The 16,549-nt window shown below is 49.5% G+C and carries 18 protein-coding genes, 1 tRNA gene and 1 pseudogene; 4 read left to right on the top strand and 16 right to left on the bottom strand.

Annotation, left to right across the window (positions count from 1 at the left end; all coding sequences use genetic code 11):
• Nucleotides 1-179: 179 nt before the first annotated feature.
• The 6 genes from E1963_RS03540 to mgtE all read right to left on the bottom strand — a co-directional run bounded on the left by E1963_RS03540 (nucleotide 180) and on the right by mgtE (nucleotide 5,669).
• The gene (locus E1963_RS03540) at nucleotides 180-950 is read right to left on the bottom strand and encodes a DeoR/GlpR family DNA-binding transcription regulator (RefSeq protein ID WP_132275309.1); all 771 of its coding nucleotides are present in this window, start codon (nucleotides 948-950) and stop codon (nucleotides 180-182) included.
• Nucleotides 951-1,118: 168 nt separating this feature from the next.
• Nucleotides 1,119-1,298 carry a 50S ribosomal protein L32 gene (gene rpmF, locus E1963_RS03535; RefSeq protein ID WP_005332600.1) on the bottom strand — a complete coding sequence of 60 codons (180 nt, stop codon included), beginning with the start codon at nucleotides 1,296-1,298 and terminating at the stop codon, nucleotides 1,119-1,121.
• A 3-nt stretch (nucleotides 1,299-1,301) separates the two neighbouring features.
• Nucleotides 1,302-1,835, bottom strand: a complete 534-nt coding sequence (locus E1963_RS03530; RefSeq protein ID WP_132275306.1) for a YceD family protein — start codon at nucleotides 1,833-1,835, stop codon at nucleotides 1,302-1,304.
• Between the two features lie 103 nt (nucleotides 1,836-1,938).
• Entirely contained in the window at nucleotides 1,939-3,129 is a 1,191-nt protein-coding gene (locus tag E1963_RS03525; protein WP_132275303.1) for an acetate kinase, read from the bottom strand.
• Between the two features lie 35 nt (nucleotides 3,130-3,164).
• Nucleotides 3,165-4,166: a phosphate acetyltransferase gene (gene pta / locus E1963_RS03520; protein WP_132275300.1), complete on the bottom strand. Its 1,002-nt coding sequence runs from the start codon at nucleotides 4,164-4,166 to the stop codon at nucleotides 3,165-3,167.
• Nucleotides 4,167-4,331: 165 nt separating this feature from the next.
• Nucleotides 4,332-5,669, bottom strand: a complete 1,338-nt coding sequence (mgtE, locus tag E1963_RS03515; RefSeq protein ID WP_167482100.1) for a magnesium transporter — start codon at nucleotides 5,667-5,669, stop codon at nucleotides 4,332-4,334.
• A gap of 214 nt (nucleotides 5,670-5,883) precedes the next feature.
• Between mgtE and E1963_RS03510 the strand changes: the two genes are divergently transcribed.
• On the top strand, nucleotides 5,884-7,167 hold the full coding sequence (locus tag E1963_RS03510; RefSeq protein ID WP_132275297.1) for a nucleotidyltransferase: 1,284 nt from the start codon (nucleotides 5,884-5,886) through the stop codon (nucleotides 7,165-7,167).
• A gap of 14 nt (nucleotides 7,168-7,181) precedes the next feature.
• Here the strand turns inward: E1963_RS03510 and E1963_RS03505 are convergent, their stop codons facing one another.
• Genes E1963_RS03505 through polA form a run of 6 tightly spaced genes read right to left on the bottom strand, consistent with a single transcriptional unit; the run spans nucleotide 7,182 to nucleotide 13,810 of the window.
• Entirely contained in the window at nucleotides 7,182-8,039 is an 858-nt protein-coding gene (locus E1963_RS03505) for a DegV family protein (protein ID WP_132275294.1), read from the bottom strand.
• Between the two features lie 12 nt (nucleotides 8,040-8,051).
• Entirely contained in the window at nucleotides 8,052-9,416 is a 1,365-nt protein-coding gene (locus E1963_RS03500; RefSeq protein ID WP_132275292.1) for a PFL family protein, read from the bottom strand.
• Between the two features lie 30 nt (nucleotides 9,417-9,446).
• Nucleotides 9,447-9,719, bottom strand: coding sequence for an ACT domain-containing protein (locus E1963_RS03495; protein WP_066575922.1), 273 nt, complete (start codon nucleotides 9,717-9,719; stop codon nucleotides 9,447-9,449).
• A gap of 18 nt (nucleotides 9,720-9,737) precedes the next feature.
• Nucleotides 9,738-10,535 (bottom strand): MBL fold metallo-hydrolase, encoded by a 798-nt coding sequence (locus tag E1963_RS03490; RefSeq protein WP_132275289.1) that lies wholly within the window; start codon nucleotides 10,533-10,535, stop codon nucleotides 9,738-9,740.
• Nucleotides 10,536-10,586: 51 nt separating this feature from the next.
• Nucleotides 10,587-11,180, bottom strand: coding sequence for a dephospho-CoA kinase (gene coaE, locus E1963_RS03485; RefSeq protein ID WP_132275286.1), 594 nt, complete (start codon nucleotides 11,178-11,180; stop codon nucleotides 10,587-10,589).
• A gap of 14 nt (nucleotides 11,181-11,194) precedes the next feature.
• On the bottom strand, nucleotides 11,195-13,810 hold the full coding sequence (gene polA, locus E1963_RS03480; RefSeq protein WP_132275284.1) for a DNA polymerase I: 2,616 nt from the start codon (nucleotides 13,808-13,810) through the stop codon (nucleotides 11,195-11,197).
• A gap of 282 nt (nucleotides 13,811-14,092) precedes the next feature.
• Here polA and E1963_RS03475 point away from each other — a divergent pair, with 282 nt between their 5' ends.
• The 3 genes from E1963_RS03475 to E1963_RS22495 are packed head-to-tail and all read left to right on the top strand — an operon-like array spanning nucleotide 14,093 to nucleotide 14,782.
• Nucleotides 14,093-14,464, top strand: a complete 372-nt coding sequence (locus E1963_RS03475; protein WP_132275281.1) for a DUF4006 family protein — start codon at nucleotides 14,093-14,095, stop codon at nucleotides 14,462-14,464.
• Entirely contained in the window at nucleotides 14,436-14,651 is a 216-nt protein-coding gene (locus E1963_RS21220; protein ID WP_279230684.1) for an EAL domain-containing protein, read from the top strand. Before E1963_RS03475 ends, E1963_RS21220 begins: the two co-directional genes overlap by 29 nt.
• Nucleotides 14,633-14,782 carry an EAL domain-containing protein gene (locus E1963_RS22495; protein ID WP_334295636.1) on the top strand — a complete coding sequence of 50 codons (150 nt, stop codon included), beginning with the start codon at nucleotides 14,633-14,635 and terminating at the stop codon, nucleotides 14,780-14,782. The genes E1963_RS21220 and E1963_RS22495 overlap by 19 nt, the downstream gene beginning before the upstream one ends.
• Nucleotides 14,783-15,059: 277 nt before the next feature.
• On the opposite strand, the pseudogene E1963_RS23020 reads toward E1963_RS22495, so the two are convergent.
• The 4 genes and pseudogenes from E1963_RS23020 to E1963_RS03455 all read right to left on the bottom strand — a co-directional run.
• A pseudogene (locus E1963_RS23020) lies at nucleotides 15,060-15,293 on the bottom strand (CatB-related O-acetyltransferase); the annotation flags it as partial.
• Between the two features lie 78 nt (nucleotides 15,294-15,371).
• Nucleotides 15,372-15,638 carry an LbetaH domain-containing protein gene (locus tag E1963_RS23015; protein WP_330570667.1) on the bottom strand — a complete coding sequence of 89 codons (267 nt, stop codon included), beginning with the start codon at nucleotides 15,636-15,638 and terminating at the stop codon, nucleotides 15,372-15,374.
• Nucleotides 15,639-15,777: 139 nt separating this feature from the next.
• Nucleotides 15,778-16,335, bottom strand: a complete 558-nt coding sequence (locus tag E1963_RS21710) for a hypothetical protein (protein WP_315974358.1) — start codon at nucleotides 16,333-16,335, stop codon at nucleotides 15,778-15,780.
• 78 nt (nucleotides 16,336-16,413) lie between these two features.
• Nucleotides 16,414-16,496: transfer RNA gene (locus E1963_RS03455), tRNA-Leu, on the bottom strand.
• Between the last annotated feature and the right edge of the window lie 53 nt (nucleotides 16,497-16,549).

The raw sequence follows: 16,549 nt of genomic DNA, 5'->3' as shown, positions 1-16,549 counted from the left end.
TTGTGACGGATGTGGTTAATCCAAAAAGAGCCTCGCCAGACCAATTACTCCCTTATCATAAAAAAATAAGTGTAGAGGGTAAAGCACGAATGATATGCTTTATCTCTTACACTTATATGGTACTAAAAAGAATAAAGCAAAAATGCTTTACTCTTTTTCAGTTCTCTCTTCCTGTTATTCTAAGCAACTATCTCCATTGCTATCTGTAATTTTTTTGATAAACTAATTGTTTCTCTTGATATCTCCGAGTCTGTAATAATACATTTGATATCTTTCATTGTACATACTGTAAATAAATTACCACTTCCAAATTTAGTATGATCCGCTAATACATAGGTCTCATTGGCTCTGCCAATCATAATCCGCTTTACTTCTGCATGCATAGAATCCGTAGACGTCAGCCCTACTTTCAAATCAATTCCATTAATTCCGGTAAATAGCTTATTCACATGATATTGCATCGCACCTTCGGCTGTTATGTTTCCCATCGCGGAAGCCGGATTCGACAGAATTGCACCTCCCAGTATATGCACCTGGATATGCTTAGCCGATGACAGTTCCGCAGCAACATACAGCGAATTTGTTACAACTGTCAGTTCTTTCTCTGTATGATCTTTGATACATTGAGCTAAATAACAGCAGGTTGTGGAATCATCAATCATGATAGAATCTCCGTTACCGATAAATTCATACGCTCTCTCAGCAATTTTTTTCTTATACTCTGCATGCAGATAGTACTCGCCCGGAACAAATTGTACATGTAACCCCTGGTCTTTCTTCTCTGCCCCACCGTGAGTTTTCTTGATGACTCCTTGTGCATCAAGTCTGCGAATATCATTCCGAATCGTTACTTCTGAGCACCCCAAACGTTCACTCAGATCTGAAACTCGGACCCGGCCTTTCTCCTGTACTTCTTTTATTATCATTTCAATTCTATCATTCATCTTCATGCCTTATCTTCTCCTGTTCCAGGCTTCCTCATGGGAGATAGCCAGCCAAAACATTTGTTTTTATATATTTCAAGATAAATTTGTAAAAAATGTTGCATTTTGCCATAATCTATAAAAAAGGCTTTCACGAAGTCGCGAAAGCCTTGATTTTACTGGATTTTCCAGCGATTAGTCCTGAGCTATGATTTCTTTTTTGTTGTAAGAGCCACAAGCCTTGCAGACTCTGTGAGGCATCATTAATTCGCCGCACTTGCTGCACTTTACCAAGTTTGGAGCGCTCATCTTCCAGTTAGCTCTTCTTTTGTCTCTTCTTGCTTTAGAAGATTTATTCTTTGGACAGATTGACATAGGTTACACCTCCTTAAAATTCTTAAACACATCGCGGATAACTGACATTCTAGGGTCAAGACCTGGATCTTCACAGTCACAGGTTCCCTCATTTAGGTTCTGACCACATACGCTGCACATTCCTTTACAGTCCTCACAGCATAGGACTTTCATCGGCCATCCTATTAATATCTCATTATAGAGTAATTTGTCTACGTCAAGATGATATCCGTCAATATAATTCGCTTCGTCATAATCTTCTGCCTGTCCGCTGTCGTCTTCTGATTCAGACACCTTGATATGCTTCGTAAATTCCAGGTCAAATTCCTCCGGCACCTCTGTGAGGCATCGGTCGCACGGAATAAGCACCTTAAGCCTGCATGTACCGCTAATCAGAAGCTTTCCGCCTCCTTTGTACTCTGCAGCTATATGGGCATCCGTCTCCGGCATGACCGGATACGTGCCTGCATCTCCCTGGAACGTACGCATGGTGCATGCTGCTGTCACGTCAAGCGGCTTATGCGGTTCAGACAATACTTCGGATAGGTCAATCAACATATAGTCACCCCTATTCATACCTAGACTATTATATCCGTGCAAAAGAGGTTTGTCAACCTATAATTCGTCTTTTCGTATAGATATTGTGCCACCGTGCGGCTTGCTATACAAGCGCAACCGTTTCACGCGAAATCGCAAGCTCCTCGTTCGTCGGTATCACCATTACCTTAACCTTGGAATCCGGAGTGGAGATCGTAATCTCTTCCCCGCGTGTATTGTTGGCTTCTTCGTCGACCTCGATGCCAAGATATCCGAGGTAGCCCAGCACATCGGCACGTACCGGCCCGGAGTTCTCTCCCACCCCGGCCGTAAATGCGATAACATCCACGCCATTCATGGCCGCTGCATAAGCACCGACATATTTAGCGACTCTGTAGGCAAATACCTTGAGTGCGACAGCCGCCTGCTTATTTCCTTCTTTTGCCCCCGTATCCAGATCGCGGAAGTCGCTGGACAGATTATTAGAAAGGCCGAGCACGCCGGACTTCTTATTCAGCATATTCATCAGCCCGGCAATGTCGAGCCCTTCCTTTTTCGCAATAAACTCCATGATAGCCGGGTCGATGTCGCCTGACCGCGTTCCCATCACGAGTCCTTCCAGAGGGGTAAGCCCCATGGAGGTATCTACGGATTTTCCGTTCTTGACGGCACAGATGCTGGCGCCGTTGCCGAGGTGGCATACGATGGTGCGCAGCTCTTCATATGGCCTGCCCTCGATTTCAGCCGCCCGCTTGGATACGAAGCTGTGGCTTGTCCCATGGAAACCATAGCGTCTTACTTTGTATTTTTCATAATACTCATATGGAAGGCCGTACATATAAGCCTCTTCCGGCATCGTCTGGTGGAACGCAGTATCAAATACCGCCACCATCGGGGTTCCCGGCATCAGTATCTCACATGCGTTGATACCGATCAGGTTGGCAGGATTGTGAAGCGGCGCCAGGTCGTTACATTCCTCGATCGCCTGGAGCACTTCGTCCGTTATCACGACAGAACTTGCAAACTTCTCGCCGCCATGTACGACACGGTGCCCTACCGCACCAATCTCATCCAGGCTCTTTACGACACCTGCCTGGGCATCTGTCAGGGCATCGATGACATACTGGATCGCTTCCGTATGCGTCGGCATAGGCTTGTCTGACTTGACCTTTTCCCCGCCTTCCGGCTGATAGGTAAGGCTGCCGTCAATCCCGATTCTTTCGCAGAGGCCTTTTGCCAGCACCTGCTCTGTGTCGGAGTTGATCAGCTGGAACTTTAAAGATGAACTCCCGCAGTTGATTACTAATACATTCATTTGAAATTACCTCTCTTTTATTCTTTTTTAGCGTTCTAGTTTTCCGCCATGCACTGAACAGCCGTGATTGCCACTACCCCTTCAATATCCTTTGCGCTGCAGCCGCGGGACAGATCGTTGACCGGTGCGGCGATACCCTGTGTCAGCGGACCGTAAGCTTCTGCTTTGGCGAGTCTCTGGACAAGCTTATAACCGATATTTCCTGCATCCAGATCTGGGAACACGAGTACGTTGGCCTTCCCGGCGACCGGGCTTCCCGGCGCTTTTGATGCCCCGATTTCCGGTACGATGGCAGCGTCAAGCTGGAATTCTCCGTCTATCATAAGACCCTCTGGCGCATGTTCCTTTGCGATGCGGGTTGCTTCCACTACCTTGTCCACATCGGCATGCTTTGCGCTTCCTTTCGTGGAGTGTGACAGAAGCGCCACCACTGGCTCTTCCCCTGTCAGGAGTCTGAACGATTCCGCTGAGGACAGCGCGATAGCCGCCAGCTTCTCCGGATCCGGATTCTGCTCAAGCCCTGCATCTGCAAATACGAACGTTCCATCCGCTCCCATATCGCAGTCCGGAACGACCATGACGAAAAATGCTGATACAAGCTTTGTACCTGGTTTCGTCTTTAGTATCTGAAGGCATGGCCTAAGCGTATCTGCCGTAGAGTGGCATGCACCTGACACCATCCCGTCTGCGTCTTTCATCTTCACCATCATGACCCCATAGTACAGGTAATTTGAAAGAAGCAGCTCTCTTGCCTGCTCTTGCGTCATCCCTTTCTTCTGCCTCAGTTCTACCAGCTTAGCGATATAGCCATCCGTCTTATCGCTCGTGGCCGGGTCTACGACCGTCGCTTTGCTGACATCGAAAGAACCTCTGTTTTTTTCGATCTCTTCCTTGCTTCCCACAAGTACCACATTTGCCGTGCCTTCTTTTAACACAGCTTCCGCCGCTTCATATGTTCTGATATCTTCTGTCTCAGGAAGCACGATCGTTTTCATGCTTGTCTTGGCTTTTGCCTTGATTTCATCTATAAATCCCATGATTGATAGACTCCTTTCCATTTATTCTCAGTATTTCTATTATAATACAAAGAGACCTTGTAAACAAGGTCTCTTCCTGTAATCTTATGTCTATTTTTCAATACAATAAGCGTTATTTATTTATCATCTTGGTAAATATGACCAATAATATTGAAACTGTCCCTGTCATATGGCAAATACAAGGCTGACAATTGCAAAGTATACCGTCACCGTGCTGATATCCACGAGCGTGGAAATGAGCGGCGTAGCCATTATCGCGGGGTCCAGCCCTATTTTCTTGGCAATCAGAGGAAGCGTACATCCTACGATCTTCGCCAGTATGATGGTGCATGCCATCGTCAGGCCGATCGTTACCGCAATCATCACATCCCCCTGTCCCATGACAAGTATACGTATTCCATTCACAGTGGACAGTATGACACTGATGAGAAGCGCCACCCTTATCTCCTTGAAAATGACTTTTACGATATCTCCGAATTCAATCTCTCCCACAGCCAGACCGCGTATCACGAGTGTAGAACTCTGGGAGCCGCAGTTGCCGCCTGTCCCCATCAGCATCGGAATGAAGCCTGCCAGCTGGGGCATGACTGCCAGTGCAGATTCATAGTGGTTCATGATTATCTGCGTGATCGTTGCGGAAAGCATAAGGAACATCAGCCACGGCAGCCTGTTCTTCACATGGCTGATGACGCTCGTCCCGAAGTAGGATTCTTCATTGGGGCTTACACCGGCCATGATGCTGATATCTTCCGTCGTCTCTTCCTGCAGTACATACATGGCATCATCAACCGTGACGATACCGACCATGCACATCTCATGGTCCACGATAGGAAGTGCTATCAGCCCGTACTTCGTTATCGTGCGGGCCACTTCCTCCTGGTCATCCGTCGTGTGGGCATAGAGCATATTCGTATCCATGATTTCTTCCACGGTCTTCGACTCGCTCGTCGTGAGCAGCTCTTTTACATCCACAACGCCGATCAGCCTGCGCTTCTCCGTCACATAGCAAGTATATATCGTCTCTTTGTTCAGGCCAACCTGTCTGATCTTCCGTATGGACTCTGCCACCGTCATCTCTTTCCTGAGCGCGATGTAATCCACGTTCATCACGCTTCCGGCACTGTCCTCCGGATACTGGAGCAGGGCGTTGATCTGCTGCCTCGTCTCCTCGTCCGTCGCCATGAGAAGGCGGTCCACCACATTGGCAGGCATCTCTTCAAGCACGTCGACCGTATCATCCAGGTACATCTCTTCCATGACTTCTTCCAGCTCGGAATCGGTCAGCGCGTTGATAAGCAGCTCTCTCATATCGCTGTTCATGTAGGTAAATGTCTCCGCCGCCTCTTCCTTCGCCAGAAGGCGGAATACCATCACAAGCTGCTTCTGCTCAAAGTCCTCCAGGATATCTGCCAGATCGATCGGGTACATATTATTCTCAAGCTCTTCCTTGAGCTCTTTATACTGGCGGTTCTCAAGCATTTCCAGAATACGTTCTTCTGTCAGCTCCTCCCGCTCTTCCAAATAATCTTCTGCTTCTTTCGGTGCATCGCACGGCTCTTCTGCCTCTTCGCCGATATCTGCATCTAGGCGGCTGTATTCCTCGCTCATCGTATCCCTCCTCTCCCAAGGCTTTCTCCCCTAAAACACGTAATTCGTTTTGCGAACCCGGTCTTTTTATAGTATAATCAATTTCAAAAGGATATACAAGGAGATTCTTATGAAAATAGTAGGTCTGATTACGGAATACAACCCGTTTCATAACGGGCATTTATACCATATAGAGAAGGCAAAAGAGATTACAGGGGCGGACGCCGCGGTCGTCGTCATGAGCGGAAATTATGTACAGAGAGGAGCGCCTGCCATCATGCCAAAGCATCTGCGCGCCGAAGTGGCGCTGGAAGCAGGCGTGCCGGTCGTGATGGAGCTCCCGGTCTGCTTTGCCACGGGCAGCGCAGAATACTTTGCGGCAGGTGCCGTATCTCTGTTTGAACAGCTTGGCTGCGTCGATTCCATCTGCTTTGGAAGCGAATGCGGCGATTACGCCAAGCTGGAACAGATTGCACATGTAGTCGCAGATGAACCGGAAGAATATAAGTTCTCGCTCCAGGAAGGGCTGCGCAAAGGTCTTTCCTTTCCGCGTGCACGCCAGCTGGCGCTGAAAGCTTACCTCAGGGACAATTCCCTTGATGCCGTGCTGGAACAGCCGAACAACATTCTCGGCATAGAATATATCAAGGCACTGTACCTGAAGAAGAGCCCGATCAAGACATATACGATCAAGCGCATGGTATCCGGGTACCACGACGAATCCCTCTCGGAGAGCTACAGCTCCGCGTCGGCCATCCGGAAGCTCCTTGCCTATGCGAGCAGCTCCATCCACCTTGAGGATGAAGGCATGTTTGACGAGCCGGTCATGTCAGAGGTGCTGACACGGCTCGAAGGCCAGGTCCCTCCTTCCTGCATAAGGCTCCTGGAGGAGACCCACCGTACGAGGTATCCGATATATTCCAACGACTTCTCCCTCCTGTTGAAGTATAAGCTGCTGACAGAGACGAAAGACACGCTTGTCAAATACGTAGACATCACCGCAGACCTGGCAAACCGCATCATGAACCATGCCAATGATTTCATCACCTTTGACCAGTTCTGCGACCTTCTGAAGACGCGGGATATGACTTACACCCGGATAAGCAGGAGCCTGTTCCACATTCTGCTCGGCATCACGAAATATGATATGCTCTCCTGCAGGGAAGACGGGTACTGCCATTACGCGCACATCCTCGGATTCCGCAAAGACGCGGCCAATGTTCTCACCCATATGAAAGCCCATTCCGGGGTCCCCCTGGTAACAAAGCTGTCACAGGCGGATTCCCTGAGCGATACCGGCAGCCGGATGCTGATGCAGGACATCTTTGCATCCAACCTGTATGAGGCAATCATAACGAACAAGTTCAAGCTGCCCTTTGTCAATGAATATGAGCAGTCCATCGTCATCTTATAAAGCGTGCTAAAATCCTATCCTTCCACCACTCTGCTGCAGGCGACCGCAAGCGCACCCGGTCCGATATGGCAGGCCACGCTTAAGGACAGCTTGTCCATATGGACGTCATACCCCGGGAACTTCGCCTCGATCTCTTCCTTCCACGCACGCGCCTCTTCTTCCTGACACGTATAGGCAGCTTCCAGATTGACCTTCCTGCCTTTGAACCGCTCTTCTATATCCTTCTCCATGGCGTTCAGCATCGTACGCTTCGCCGCTTTTATTCCGCGTACTTTCGCATATGCGTCCAGCTTCTCCCCCTGGATCTGAAGGACCGGCTTCAGGTTCAGTACCGTGCCGAGCGCTGCGGCAGCCGGGGTTATGCGCCCGCCTTTCCTTAGGTATTTCAGCGTATCCACCGTGATATAGATGCTCGCTTCCAGCCGTTCCCTCATGAGCACATCCTCTATCTCAGATGCCGTCATGCCACGGCGTACCATCTCCATCGCGTCCAGCGCAGACTGGCGCTGTGTGACAGATACCCTCTGGTTATCGACTACGTGCACCTTGCCGTCAAATTCTTTGGAGAGCATCTTCGCCGTCTCACAGGAACTGCTCAGCCCGCTGGACATAGGGATATGGATGATTTCATCGTACTCGGACAGCAGTTCCTCCCACAGTTCCATCACATCTGCCGGAGACGGCTGTGAAGTGGATATCTCCGCATCTTCTCCAAGCTTCTGATAGAACTCTTCCTGGCTGAGCGTTATGTCTTCATAGAACATCTCGCCGCTGATATAAAATGGCATCGGCAGTATACGGATGCCGCGCCTCTTTCCTTCTTCCTGTGTGATTCCACTGTTGCTGTCTGTCACAACTGCTACTTTTCCCATTTATTTACCTCTCTAATTTTTAAAACTGTGTATCGGTGCCGGAATCCTTCCTTTTCGATTCACGAACCTGCTGCAGTCAAATTCATTGACCGGCATAATCGGGGCATATCCGAGCAGGCCTCCAAATTCCGCCGTATCTCCTACATCCTTGCCGATAACCGGTATGAGACGCACTGCTGTCGTCTTCTGGTTGACCATGCCGATAGCCATCTCATCCGCGATGATTCCGGAGATGGTGGACGCCTTCGTCTTACCGGGGACTGCTATCATGTCGAGGCCCACGGAACAGACGCAGGTCATCGCTTCCAGCTTCTCCAGCGTGAGCGCTCCTGCATTTACCGCGTCAATCATCCCCTGGTCTTCGCTCACCGGTATAAAAGCACCACTTAAGCCACCCACATAAGAAGATGCCATGACACCGCCCTTTTTAACCTGGTCATTCAGCATGGCAAGCGCTGCCGTCGTACCTGGAGCCCCTGTCCGCTCCAGCCCAATTTCTTCTAGAATCTCCGCCACGCTGTCACCTACGGACGGTGTCGGCGCCAGTGACAGATCTACGATGCCGAACGGTATGCCCATCCGCCTGGAAGCCTCTCCTGCGACAAGCTGGCCCACCCGTGTCACCTTGAATGCCGTCTTCTTGATCGTCTCGCACAGCTCTTCAAATCCTCTGCCCCGTACCTGCTCGATGGCATGTTTCACAACACCGGGTCCGCTGACTCCTACATTGATAACCGCGTCACCTTCTGTGACCCCGAGAAATGCCCCTGCCATAAACGGATTGTCATCCGGTGCGTTGCAGAATATGACGAGTTTGGCACAGCCGAGGGAGTCGTGCTCCTTCGTGGCCTCCGCCGTCTCCTTGACCATCTCTCCGCACAGGCGGACCGCATCCATATTGATTCCCGTCCTCGTAGAGCCGACATTCACAGAGCTGCATACCCGTTCCGTACATGCCAGTGCCTGAGGAATGGAACGGATTAGAGCTTCATCGCTCTTTGTCATCGCTTTGGATACAAGCGCGGAATACCCGCCTATAAAGTTGACTCCGACTTCTTTTGCAGCATTGTCCAGCGTACGGGCCAGCGTGACAAAGTCTTCTTCCGTCTTGCACGCTGCGCTGCCGACCAGCGCCGCAGGCGTGACCGATATTCTCTTATTTACGATTGGTATCCCATATTCCCTCTCGATCTGCTCCCCGGTAGAGACGAGGTGTTCTGCCGTAGATATAATCTTCCTGTAGATTTTTCCGTTGAGCGCCTCCAGGTCGGAGTCGATACAATCCATAAGGCTGATGCCAAGCGTAATCGTCCTTACGTCCAAATTCTCCTGTTCTATCATCTGGTTCGTCTCGTTGACTTCATATATGTTGATCATGGGCTGTCTTCCTGTCCTTTCTGCCTTTGCTTATAAACGATGCATCTTTTCAAATATCTCTTCTCTCTGACAGTGGATCGTCACTCCGATTCCAAGCCCTACTTCTTCCAGCTCTTTCGAGACGGCTGCAATCTCTTTTGTAGCATTTGTCACGTCAACGACAGCCATCATGTTAAAATATCCGTTCACGATCGTCTGGGAGATGTCCAGCACATTGATGTTCGTCCCTGCAAGGTAAGTGCATACTCTGGCTATGATGCCCACGGTGTCTTTTCCAACTACTGTAATGATACATTTCTTCATGGTCTTCCTCCTGTCTTCCTATACTGTTATGATTTCTGATACTGTATCCCTCTTGGCTACCATCACCGGGATATCTTCTCCTTTATAAGGATTGTCCCCGAGGCTGACTTCCAGCTTGACCGTCTCATAGGCAAGTTCTTCATAATTGTTTTCCTTGCTCAGATGGCCAAGCATTACATATTTGAGATTGTCATGTAATATATCACAAAGAAGCCTCCCTGACAATTCATTGGATAGGTGTCCCTTTTCTCCCATCACCCTGCGTTTCAGCGGATAAGGGTAAGGGCCTACTTCCAGCATGTGGATGTCATGGTTTGCCTCAAGAAGCACTGCGTCAAGCTCTTTCAGATGCTCTACCGTGTATGCGTCATATTTGCCGAGATCGGTAGCGACAGCCACCGCCTTATCGCCATCTTCAATACGGTAGCCGGACGGCTGCCGTGCATCGTGCGAGATGGCAAATGGCTGTATGTCCAGGCTGCCGAGCGAAAATGATTCGTCTATATCTATCTCATGCAGCAGCCCTTCGGGCATCCTGCCGATGCTGTTCGTGCACCGGATCCCTTCTATCGTCCCGGCCGTGGCATAGATAGGCACTTCGTATTTTCTGCTGAATACGCCAAGCCCTTGTATATGGTCGATATGCTCATGGGTGATGAGGATGCCTTTGATCTCGTCCCCCTTGATTCCAAGCGTATGTAAACCCGCATCTATCCTTTTTTTACTGATTCCGGTATCTACGAGCAGATGCGTATCGTCATCCCCCACATAGATACAGTTCCCGCTGCTCCCGCTAGCTATGCTGCATAGTCTCATGTATGTATACACTCCTGTCATTTATATATGTCTGGACATCAGATGTCCGGCTTACCACAGATTTCGGACCATCTCGTCCAGCTGTATCTTCGTCTCCTCAAAAATACCGCTGTTATCGATAACCCTGTCGCAGTTCCTGAGGAATACCTCCTTGGGGAGCTGCGATGCGATAATATCATCCACCTTCTCTGCGTCATATCCTCTTGCATAGATCAACCGCTTTTTCCTGATGGCATCCTCCACATAGACATACCATATCTCATCGCAGATCTGCTCATAATGGTCGTCTATGAGGAGGGCCGCCTCCAGGATGAAAAGGCTCGTATGCCTTCTCTCTTCCTTTTTTATTATCTTACGTACCTCTTCTTTTACCGCGGGATGGACAATTTCATTGAGAGCGGCACGTTCTTTTTCATCCGTAAAAATGATCTGCGCCAGCTTCTCTCTGTTCAGCTCTCCTTTGCTGTCCAGTATCTCACCGCCGAAGTGTTCAGCAATTGCCCTGTGGCAGTCCGTCCCCTTCTTCTGGAGCTTCCTTGCCACCTCGTCGGCCTGGCATACGGTAGCACCGTACCTGTCATTCAAGTATTCCAGTATCTGTGTCTTTCCTGCTCCCACACCGCCTGTGATGCCTATGATCTTCATATGTTATCCCTCTGCTATTTTGCTTCGTACCAGTTATCTCCTGTATGCATATCTATTTCCAACGGAACCTCCAGAGACGCCGCATTCTCCATCTCTTCCCGGAGTATCGCCTTCACGTCCTCAAGCTCCGGCCTGAACGCTTCAATGAGCAGCTCGTCGTGTACCTGCAGGACGAGCCTCGACTTCATGTGGCTCTCCTTCAGGCGCCTGTTCACGCCTATCATCGCGATCTTCATGATGTCTGCCGCGGTACCCTGGATGGGCGCGTTCATGGCCACCCGCTCGCCGAACGACCGCTGCATGAAATTGCTGGAAGACAGTTCCGGCACAGGACGCCTTCTCCCGAACAGGGTCACGACGTATCCCATCTCTTTGGCGTGCGCGACCGTATCGTCCAGGAATATCTTGATGCCCGGATACGTCTTAAAGTAATCGTCAATGTATGTTGCCGCTTCTTTTCTCGTGATGCTCAGATCCTGGCTCAGCCCAAACGAGCTGATGCCGTATACGATGCCGAAATTGACCGCTTTCGCGTTCCTTCTCTGAAGGTCTGACACCTCCTCGAACGGTACATGGAATACCTGGGACGCGGTAATCCGGTGAATATCTTTCTGCTCCTTGTATGCATTGATGAGCTGTTCATCGCCGGAGCAGTGCGCCAGGACACGCAGTTCTATCTGGGAATAGTCCGCGTCGATAAACACGTATCCGTCCTCTGGGATAAACACTTTGCGGATCAGCCTGCCAAGCTCCATCCGGATCGGAATGTTCTGCAGGTTCGGCTCCGTGCTGCTGATCCTTCCGGTCGCCGTGATCGTCTGATTGAACTTGCCGTGGATCCTCCCATCCTCGCTGATATAATTCGCAAGCCCGTCTGCATAAGTGGACTTGAGCTTCGTAAGCTGGCGGTATTCCAATATCTGAGCCACGACAGGATAATCCGGCGCCAGCTTGTCAAGCACATCCGCTGCGGTCGAATAGCCGGTCTTTGTCTTTTTGCCGCCTTTCAGCCCCATCTTGTCAAACAGGATAACTCCAAGCTGCTTCGGTGAATTGATATTGAATTCCTCTCCGGCCGCCTCGTATATCTCTTTTTCCAGCTCTTCAATCTTGGCTCCAAGCTGTTCTCCATAAAATTTGAGCGCTTCCGCTTCAATCCTGACACCGCTGCGTTCCATATCGTACAACGTGAATACAAGGGGCATCTCTATATCGGTGAACAGATGTCCCATCTGCTCTTCTTCCATCTTCCGGCGGAGCGGCTCTACCGCGGCGTAAGCCGTGTATGCCTCATAGCAGACCTTTACATGATCCTCCACCTTCTCTTCCAGTATCAGCCCGAGCTGTTCCCTCGCGACGTCCTCATACGTATAGTCGTTCTTCAGCGGATTCAGAAGATACGCCGCTATCGTTACGTCAAAACATGCCAATGGGTCTGCAATCGAGACATATTTCATCGCTTCTTTGATATCGAACATAGAGAACGTCTTCACGCTTCCGGACACTTCTTCTAGCTCAGCAAGCAGATATTCCATCGTGATGCCGCCGCCGGCCCTGATGCAGCATACCTTGTCTTCGCCATAGCAGAGGCCGATTCCTCCCGCGCCTGCCTGGCCGGCAAAAAGCGGAAGGGTGTCCTTCGTGTCTATGAACACCGCGGCTCCTGCAAGCGCTGCATGCTTCGCCTCTGCCAGTATCTTACTGGCTTCTGCCAGTTCCGTAACCTCTTTGAAACTGTCCTCCACAGAATTTGACGGTGCTTTCACATCAAATTTGCCGAGCAGGTTCTTAAACTGCAGCCGTTGGAACCATCCATAAGCTTCTTCTGTAAATACATTCCCGAGCTCTGCCTCATCCAGCCTGAAATCTACATCCGCATCCACATCTATCTCCGCCAGCTTCCTGCTCATGACCGCCATATCCCAGTGCTCTTTGAGCGCTTTGGCAGCCCGGGGCGGCTTCAGCTCATCCACATGTTCATATGCATTTTCAATGGAGTGGTATTCGCTAATGATTTTGGTGGCGGTCTTTTCACCGATGCTTGGAACGCCCGGAATATTATCGGAAGAATCGCCCATCAAGGCTTTCAGGTCGATAAACTCCGCCGGCGTCACCTGATATCGCTCCTTCACATCCTCGGCATAATAATCTTCTATCTCCGTTCTTCCCTGCTTCGTCTTAGGGATACGGATCTTCACATGTTCCGTCGCGAGCTGCAGAAGGTCCCTGTCCCCGCTGATGACAGCGACTTCCATCCCCTGCTCCCCACACTGCTTTGATATCGTCCCGAGAAGGTCGTCAGCCTCCAGCCCCGCCTTTTCGATAATATTGATGCCCATGGCTCTGAGTACGTCTTTTATGACAGGCACCTGCTGCCTGAGCTCTTCTGCCATCGGTTTTCTTGTCCCTTTGTATTCCGCGTACATCTCATGGCGGAAGGTCGGGGCATGTACATCAAAGGCAACGGTCAGATACTCCGGTGCCTCCTCATCCAATATCTTAAACATAATATTCAGAAATCCATAGACGGCATTCGTGTGAAGGCCTTCCGAATTGGTCAGGTCGGGAAGCCCGTAAAAAGCCCTGTTCAATATACTGTGTCCGTCTATCAATACGATTTTTCCAGCCATATATCGTTCTCCAATCTGCTAAACCTAACGTCAGCTTACAACCGTGTGTGCTCTTGTAAACTGACGCTACTTTACTACTATACACCAAAGTCTCGTTTTTTAAAAGGCATAACCTTTTATTTCTTTCATCCTATTTCTTTCATCCATCCGATACGATCTTTGCCCAAACAGCTTGTCACATTTCAATCAATCTTATATAATCTATATTGCAGGCATCTTCATTATACAATATTATAAAGACAGGTCCGGAAAATAAAATAACCGTATAAAAGAAGGATATCTATGTTGAAGCAATTAAAGCCCCAGAGTCTAAGAAAGCAAATATCAGCCGCCGGCATACTTGGCATCGTCATCACCGTCCTCCTCTCCATCATCAGTATCTTTTCCTATAAGAGCCTTAAGAATACGCAGGAGCAGGAAGCGAAACAATATTTCGGAATCAATGACTGGAATTTATTCTGTGTCGTTCCACAAGATTACCTGTGTGAAAATTTCAGTACGCTTATGACAGTCTTCATTGTAATCATGCTCTGTATAACCGCCCTGTTCTCCGTCCTCTTTTTTTACATCTATCATATCATCAAAAGGAGCAGGGAGGAGAGGATACCCCGCCTTGCCCATCGCGGTGAACCAGTCACGTATCTTCTTCTATGATACAGAATATCTGAACAAACTGGAGGAGATTGTCCGATTCTACACTGTCGATCCATCCCTTATCATCTTGGAAGTGACGGAAACTGTTGCAATGAACAACCTGGAACAGATCAAGACTGTCATCGCAAGGCTTCACGTCATGGGCTTCAAGGTGTCCATGGAAATGATCTGTCCGCCGCTACTGTAGCCGAAGGGATCGAGACGGAACAACAGCTTGAATTTCTGAAGTCCCTCTCCTGCGACATCAGGCAGGGATACTATTTCTGCAGACCGGTTCCTGCAGCGGACTTCTTTCAGGCTGTAGCGAAGCTTAGGTAAAGCGGACGCCGGACAGGAGGTGGGTGACATCTGCTGCCCGGCTGCCTACTTTCCCGGCAAGGGCTGTGCAACTCTGCTGGCGGATGTACGGACTTTAGACACATACGCATACTGATTGAAGGTTATGGAAGTTAATAATTCAGGAAGAGCCGGAATCAGGTACGGGGTTGTTATATGAGGCAACATCCCCTGCCTGATTCCGGCTCTTTTCGTCGTAGCTTTACGAAACTCCCATTTCTTCTATACAGCCTGACTGTATCGCGTTGATCTTAGCCGCTATTTTTTCCCTCGGCCAGTCCCACCACTTGATTTCTAACAAGTCATGGATAGTCTCCTCGGAAAACCGCTTTCTTATCGGTCTTGCCGGCACGCCTCCGACTATCGTATACGGCGGCACATCTTTTGTCACGAGCGAACGTGTACCTATGATTGCTCCGTCTCCTATCGTGACGCCTGCAAGAATCACAGCCTCATACCCGATCCATACGTCATTGCCTACGATGATATCTCCTTTGTTGTCCCAGCAACGGGCCACGTCCCTGCGGTCAAGCCCCCATTCTTCAAAGAAAAGAGGGAACGGATACGTGGACTATGAATGCATGCTGTGGTTAGCGCTGTTGAACAAAAATCTTGCTCCGCACGCGATGGAACAGAATTTCCCGATTACAAGCTTATCATCGTTGACGGGATAATGGTACAATACATTGTTCTTCTCGAACAGAACCGGGTCATTTACAAAATCATTATACATCGTGTGGATTACGACGGTTATGTTCGGATTGTGGATTACGTTCTCCAAATATACGGTATCTTTATCCCCCGTACGTGGATAGATGAGTTTTTCTGGAATAGCCATTTTATAATCCTCCTGTATGCTTCATCTGCCATTTCAACTATTCCAGCCATTACAATGCAACGTTTCAATGAAAACACTCCTTCGTTTTAGTATAAGAATATTATACGCCGTATTGCTCCGGAACTCAATATGGAAGCTGTTACCTTATCTTCCAGCCGCTCCAGCTTATACCGTCCCATCGGTTTGTCGCCAGCCCGTTATCCCGGCCAAAGAGGATTATCGTAATCTGTTCGCTCGTACGCCTCAGCACGATTCCAAGTGTATATTTGTAATACTTGTTCGGCACGTTTGTCGTATATTCCCCGGATGACACGAGGGAAAGCATATGCTGCGTCTTCAATGCTTCTGCCAGGATATCATTTGACGGCATCAGATATGAACTGATATTAAGCACAGCACCGTCCAGGATACTGCTTACGGCCTGCAGTTCTTCATACAGCTTCTTCCCCTGCCTCGCACCCAGCGCAAACCCTTCTTCGTCCGTATCCAGATTGTCGGCAATATTTACCGGGCCGGCAGGTCCCTCGTCTCCTCTGTCACCTTTATCTCCTTTCGGACCTGCGGGGCCAGCGTCTCCTCTGTCACCTTTGTCCCCTTTCGGACCGGTTGCCGGGACTCCGGTGTCTGACTCTCCTATGTACCAGCAGCCATTTGCTCCAATGTGCGGCGTGCATCTTAACAATTTGCACCGGGACATGGGGGGGACACTTTAGGATTTTCTGCAGAAAAACACCGGATACCGTTGGTATTACGGTATCCGGTGTGCTTAATCAACTGCGGATGGTGGGACTTGAACCCACACGAGGTCGCCCCCGCAAGATTTTGAGTCTTGTGCGTCTGCCATTCCGCCACATCCGCTCATCCCGGCTATCTCAAGCCAAAATTTATTGTATCATATTGTTCCGATAATT

Origin of the sequence: Extibacter muris, from assembly GCF_004345005.1 — a bacterium.
GTDB classification, from domain to species: Bacteria; Bacillota; Clostridia; order Lachnospirales; family Lachnospiraceae; genus Extibacter; species Extibacter muris.
This window is presented reverse-complemented; position numbering and strand designations above follow the sequence as displayed.

What these genes read in the sequence shown, in the direction of transcription:
- polA (WP_132275284.1), bottom strand. Translation starts at nt 13,810, where the DNA reads ATGGCTGGAAAAATCGTATTGATAGACGGACACAGTATATTGAACAGG.
- E1963_RS21710 (WP_315974358.1), bottom strand. Translation starts at nt 16,335, where the DNA reads ATGTCCCGGTGCAAATTGTTAAGATGCACGCCGCACATTGGAGCAAAT.
- E1963_RS03500 (WP_132275292.1), bottom strand. Translation starts at nt 9,416, where the DNA reads ATGATCAACATATATGAAGTCAACGAGACGAACCAGATGATAGAACAG.
- E1963_RS03475 (WP_132275281.1), top strand. Translation starts at nt 14,093, where the DNA reads ATGTTGAAGCAATTAAAGCCCCAGAGTCTAAGAAAGCAAATATCAGCC.
- E1963_RS23015 (WP_330570667.1), bottom strand. Translation starts at nt 15,638, where the DNA reads ATGGCTATTCCAGAAAAACTCATCTATCCACGTACGGGGGATAAAGAT.
- E1963_RS03525 (WP_132275303.1), bottom strand. Translation starts at nt 3,129, where the DNA reads ATGAATGTATTAGTAATCAACTGCGGGAGTTCATCTTTAAAGTTCCAG.
- E1963_RS03505 (WP_132275294.1), bottom strand. Translation starts at nt 8,039, where the DNA reads ATGGGAAAAGTAGCAGTTGTGACAGACAGCAACAGTGGAATCACACAG.
- pta (WP_132275300.1), bottom strand. Translation starts at nt 4,166, where the DNA reads ATGGGATTTATAGATGAAATCAAGGCAAAAGCCAAGACAAGCATGAAA.
- E1963_RS03490 (WP_132275289.1), bottom strand. Translation starts at nt 10,535, where the DNA reads ATGAGACTATGCAGCATAGCTAGCGGGAGCAGCGGGAACTGTATCTAT.
- coaE (WP_132275286.1), bottom strand. Translation starts at nt 11,180, where the DNA reads ATGAAGATCATAGGCATCACAGGCGGTGTGGGAGCAGGAAAGACACAG.
- E1963_RS03540 (WP_132275309.1), bottom strand. Translation starts at nt 950, where the DNA reads ATGAAGATGAATGATAGAATTGAAATGATAATAAAAGAAGTACAGGAG.
- rpmF (WP_005332600.1), bottom strand. Translation starts at nt 1,298, where the DNA reads ATGTCAATCTGTCCAAAGAATAAATCTTCTAAAGCAAGAAGAGACAAA.
- E1963_RS03495 (WP_066575922.1), bottom strand. Translation starts at nt 9,719, where the DNA reads ATGAAGAAATGTATCATTACAGTAGTTGGAAAAGACACCGTGGGCATC.
- E1963_RS03530 (WP_132275306.1), bottom strand. Translation starts at nt 1,835, where the DNA reads ATGTTGATTGACCTATCCGAAGTATTGTCTGAACCGCATAAGCCGCTT.
- E1963_RS03510 (WP_132275297.1), top strand. Translation starts at nt 5,884, where the DNA reads ATGAAAATAGTAGGTCTGATTACGGAATACAACCCGTTTCATAACGGG.